1 protein-coding gene is annotated in these 5,129 nt (G+C 73.0%); it reads left to right on the top strand.

Going from position 1 to position 5,129, the window contains the following annotated elements:
• Window positions 1-5,129 (top strand): SDR family NAD(P)-dependent oxidoreductase (locus ABD329_RS47220; protein WP_344318185.1); only part of this gene is annotated, 5,129 nt, incomplete at both ends.

Raw genomic sequence — 5,129 nt, 5'->3', positions numbered from 1 at the left:
CCATCACCGGCACCCTCCGCCGCGACGACGACACCCCCACCCGCTTCCTCACCCACCTCGCCGAACTCTCCACCACCGGAACACCCGTGGACTGGCCCGCCATCTACGCCGGGTCCGGGGCCCGTAAGGTGCCGCTGCCCACCTACCCCTTCCAGCACCAGCACTACTGGCTGGCGGCCACCGGCCACCCCGGGGACGTCGGTTCCGTGGGCCTGCGCGAGGCAGCGCATCCGCTGCTGGGGGCCGTGGTGAGCGTGCCGGACACCGGAGGCGTGCTGCTCACCGGGCGGCTGGCGCCGTCGGCGCAGTCCTGGCTGGCCGACCACATGCTGTCGGGTGTCGCCCTGGTGCCGGGTACGGCGATCGTGGAACTGGCCGTACGTGCGGGGGACGAGACCGGTACCCCGGTGCTGGAGGAACTGGTCCTCGGCCAGCCCATGCCACTGCCCGAGGACGGTGCGCTTCAGGTGCAGGTCCTGGTCGGCGCGGCCGAGGACGACGAGCGGCGTGCGGTACGGGTCTACTCCCGCCGCGACGAGTCCGGGCCCTGGGTCGAGCACGCCTCGGGCGTGCTGTCCCCGCAGGTGGTCGCTCCGGTCCAATCTCCCGTCGAATCTCCCGTCGAGGCGGAGCGGCAGTGGCCGCCCGCCGGGGCGGAGCCCGTTGCCCTGGAGGGCTTCTACGACCGCCTGGCCGAGGCGGGTTATGAGTACGGGCCGGTGTTCCGCGGGCTGACCGCCGCATGGACCCACGACGGTGAGGTGTTCGCCGAGATCACCCTCGGCGACGAGCAGCATGAACTCGCGGGCCGCTTCGGTATCCATCCGGCGCTGCTGGACGCGGCGCTGCACGCGAGCAACTTCTGCCCGGGCAACGAGCCCGGTGGCGCGACGTATCTTCCGTTCTCGTGGAACGGGGTGCAGCTGCACGCCGGCGGTGCCACCGCCCTGCGGGTGCGGGTCACCTCCACCGGACCGGACAACCTGTCACTGCACGCGACCGATCCGCACGGTGTGCCCGTGGTGACCGTCGGATCGCTGGTGCTGAGGGAGACCACCGCGGAGCAGCTCCGCAACACCTCGACCTCGTCCGGCGCGGACTCGCAGTTCACCGTGGAGTGGACCGAGCATCCCCTCGCCCGGCACGAGGTGGCGTGGGCGGACCTGGACGCCGTGCACGACGACGACGCGTGGCCGCCGGTGGTCGTGGCCGACACCCGGGCGTACGGCACGGAGGGCGGCGAACTGCCGGAGCGCGCCCGTGTGCTGACCGGCCGGGCTCTGGCCGCGATACAGCGTCTGATCAGCGACGACGGACTCGCCGACAGCCGCTTGGTGGTGCTCACCGGGGGCGGCATGGCGGTGCATGACGACGCCGAGGTCACCGACCCGGCCGCCGCCGCGGTGTGGGGCCTGGTACGCGCCGCGCAGGCCGAACACCCGGGCCGGGTGTCCGTCATCGACACCGATGACCGGTCGGCCGAGGCCCTGCCCGCCGCGCTGGCCACGGAGGAACCCCAGCTCGCGCTGCGCGGTGGAACCGCGTGGGTGCCACGCCTGGTGCGTGCGCGCCCGGGACTGGCGGTACCGGCGGCCACCGCGTGGCATCTGGACGTCACCGAACACGGCACGCTGGAGAACCTCGCCCTGGTGCCCCACCCCCGGGCGGAGGCGCCACTGGAGGCGGGCCAGGTGCGGATCGCGGTGCGTGCCGCCGGTCAGAACTTCCGCGATGTGCTCATCGCCCTCGGGATGTACGAGGCGGAGATCGGCACCGAGGGCGCCGGTGTGGTCACCGAGGTCGGCCCGGGAGTGGCAGACCTGGCCGTGGGCGACCGGGTGATGGGCATGCTGCCCGGTTCGTTCGGGCCGCTGGTGGTGGCGGACCGGCGGACGGTCGTACGGATGCCGCGCGACTGGTCGTTCACGGCGGCGGCCGGGGTGCCGGTCGCCTATCTCACCGCGCTGTACGCGTTGCGGGACCTGGGCCACGTCCAGCCGGGCGAGACGGTGCTGGTGCACGCCGCCGCCGGTGGTGTCGGCATGGCCGCCGTACACCTCGCCCACCACTTCGGCGCCACCGTTCTTGCCACCGCCCACCCCTCGAAGCACCACACCCTCGACCGGCTCGGCGTGCCCGAGGAGCGGCGCGCCTCCAGCCGCGACCTCGCCTATGCCCGCGCCTTCCCCGCCGCCGACCTCGTCCTCAACTCCCTCACCGGCGAACACATCGACGCCTCGCTGGGGCTGCTCAACCCCGGTGGCCGGTTCATCGAGATGGGGCGCACCGACGTCCGGGACGCGGACGAGGTGAGCGCCGCCCACCCGGACCGCGCATATCGCGCGTTCGACCTGGGCGCGGACGCGGGGCCGGACCGCATCCAGGAGCTGCTGGTCGAGCTGGTGGACCTGTTCGAGCGGGGCCTGATCCCCCCGCTGCCCACCCGGCCGTGGGACATCACCCGCGCCCCCGACGCGTTCCGCTGGATGAGCCAGGGCCGCCACACCGGCAAGATCGTGCTCACCCTCCCCCGCGCCCTCGACCCCGAGGGCACCGTCCTGGTCACCGGCGGCACCGGCACCCTCGGCTCCGCCATCGCCCGCCATCTCATCACCCGCCACGGCGTACGCCACTTGGTCCTCGCAAGCCGCCAGGGGCCGAACGCACCCGGCGCGGCCGACCTCCACGACGAGCTGACCGCGCTCGGCGCGCGGGTGCGCATCGCCGCCTGCGACATCGCCGACCGTGGCCAACTCGCGCCTCTCCTGGCCGACGTTCCGGCCGACCACCCCCTCACCGGTGTCGTGCACACCGCCGGCGCCCTCGCCGACGGCATCGTCACCACCCTCGACCCCGACCGCATCGCCACCGTCTTCCGCCCCAAGGTCGACGCGGTCACCCATCTGCACGACCTCACGCACCGCCACGACCTGGCTCTCTTCGCGGTGTACTCCTCCGCCGCCGGAATCCTCGGAAACGCGGGCCAGGCCAACTACGCCGCCGCCAACACCTTCCTCGACGCCTTCGTACAGCAGCGGCGCGCGGCGGGGCTGGCCGGGCTGTCCCTGGCCTGGGGCCTGTGGGCGGAGACCAGCGATCTGTCCGCCGCGCTGGTCACGGCGAACCGGGATCGCGGCAAACACGGTGTCGTCCGCCCGATGAGCACCGAACACGCGCTGAGCCTCTTCGACAGCGCCCTCGGCCTGGGGCTGTCCCTGGTCGTCCCGGCGAAGCTGGACACCACGAAGCCGGAGTCCGGCGCGCAGCGCGGCGGGCCCGCTCCGGGCGATGTGTCGCCCCTGCTCACCGGCCTCGTCCGGCCGACCCGGCGCACCCTGCGCTCCCTGGCGGGCGCATCGGCCGAGGGAGGTCTCACGGCCCGGCTGGCGGCGCTGTCCGAGGCCGATCAGCACCGGCTGCTGCTGGACCTGGTACGGGACCACACGGCGACCGTGCTCGGGCACACCGGGAAGGACGCCGTGGACGCCCGGCGTGCGTTCAGCGAGATCGGCGTGGACTCGCTCATCGCGGTGGAACTGCGCAACCGGCTCTCCGGCGCGACCGGGCTGCGCCTGCCCGCGACGGTCGTGTTCGACTACGCGACGCCGGAGGCGATGGCCGCGCATCTGCGGTCCGTGGCGGCCGGGGACGCGGCCGCGCCGTCGACATCGGCGGTGGTACGCGCCGCGGCGGTGGACCCGGCGGACGACCCGGTGGCCATCGTGTCGATGAACTGCCGACTGCCCGGCAAGGTCACCGGCCCGGAAGAGCTGTGGGATCTGGTGTCCCAGGGCCGGGACGCGATCGGCCCGTTCCCCTCGGACCGGGGCTGGGATCTGGAAACACTCTTCGACCTCGATCCGGATGCCGTGGGCAAGTCCTATGTGCGAGAGGGCGGATTCCTCAGCGGCGCGGGCGAGTTCGACGCCGAGTTCTTCGGCATCTCGCCGCGTGAGGCGCTGGCGATGGATCCGCAGCAACGGCTGCTCGCCGAGACCTCATGGGAGCTGTTCGAGCGGGCGGGCATCGACCCGATGTCCGTGCGCGGGCAGGCCGTCGGCGTGTTCGCCGGGGTCATCGACCAGGGGTACATCGGCCACTCCGAGGCGTCCCCGCCGGAGTTGGAGGGGTACCTGATGACCGGCAGCACCACGAGTGTGGCCTCCGGTCGCGTGGCCTATCTGCTGGGGTTGGAAGGCCCCGCCGTGACGGTGGACACGGCGTGCTCGTCGTCGCTGGTGGCGCTGCACCTGGCCGTACAGGCGCTGCGGGCGGGCGAGTGCTCGATGGCGCTCGCCGGTGGCGTGACGGTGATCGCCAAGCCCAGCGGTTTCATCAGCTTCTCCCGCCAGCGCGGGCTCGCCCCCGACGGCCGCAGCAAGTCCTTCAGCGAGGACGCCGACGGCACCACCTTCAGCGAGGGTATCGGCCTTGTGCTGCTGGAACGGCTGTCCGACGCCCGCCGCAACGGCCACGAGGTGCTGGCCGTGATCCGCGGTACGGCGGTGAACCAGGACGGCGCGAGCAACGGCCTGACCGCGCCCAACGGCCCCTCCCAGCAGCGGGTGATACGGCAGGCGCTGGCGAACGCCGGGCTGTCGGCGGCCGATGTGGACGCGGTCGAGGCGCATGGCACCGGCACCGCCCTGGGTGACCCCATCGAGGCCCAGGCGCTCCTGGCCACTTACGGGCAGGAGCGCACGGGGGACGAGCCGATGTGGCTCGGTTCGCTGAAGTCCAACGTTGGCCACACCCAAGCCGCCGCGGGCATCGCGGGCCTCATCAAGATGGTGCTTGCGATGCAGCACGGCACGCTTCCGCAGTCCCTGCACGCCGACGAGCCCACCAGCAAGGTGGACTGGGCTTCGGGTGCGGTGTCGCTGCTGTCCGAATCGCGGGCGTGGCCGGAGACCGGCCGCCGGCGACGAGCCGGGATCTCGTCCTTCGGCATCAGTGGGACGAACGCACACGTGATCCTGGAGCAGGCGCCGGAAGTCGCCGTGGCTGAGGCGGAGTCGGATGACGCGGATGTGCCTGGGCTGGTGGCCACGGGCGGGGTGGTGCCGTGGGTACTGTCCGCCAAGACCCCTGCCGCGCTGCGCGCCCAGGCAGAGCGCCTGGTCGGCCAC

This window comes from Streptomyces javensis (assembly GCF_039525925.1).
Taxonomy (GTDB): Bacteria; Actinomycetota; Actinomycetes; order Streptomycetales; family Streptomycetaceae; genus Streptomyces; species Streptomyces asiaticus.
The sequence above is the reverse complement of the archived record's forward strand: the minus strand, read 5'-3'. Positions and strand labels throughout refer to the sequence as shown.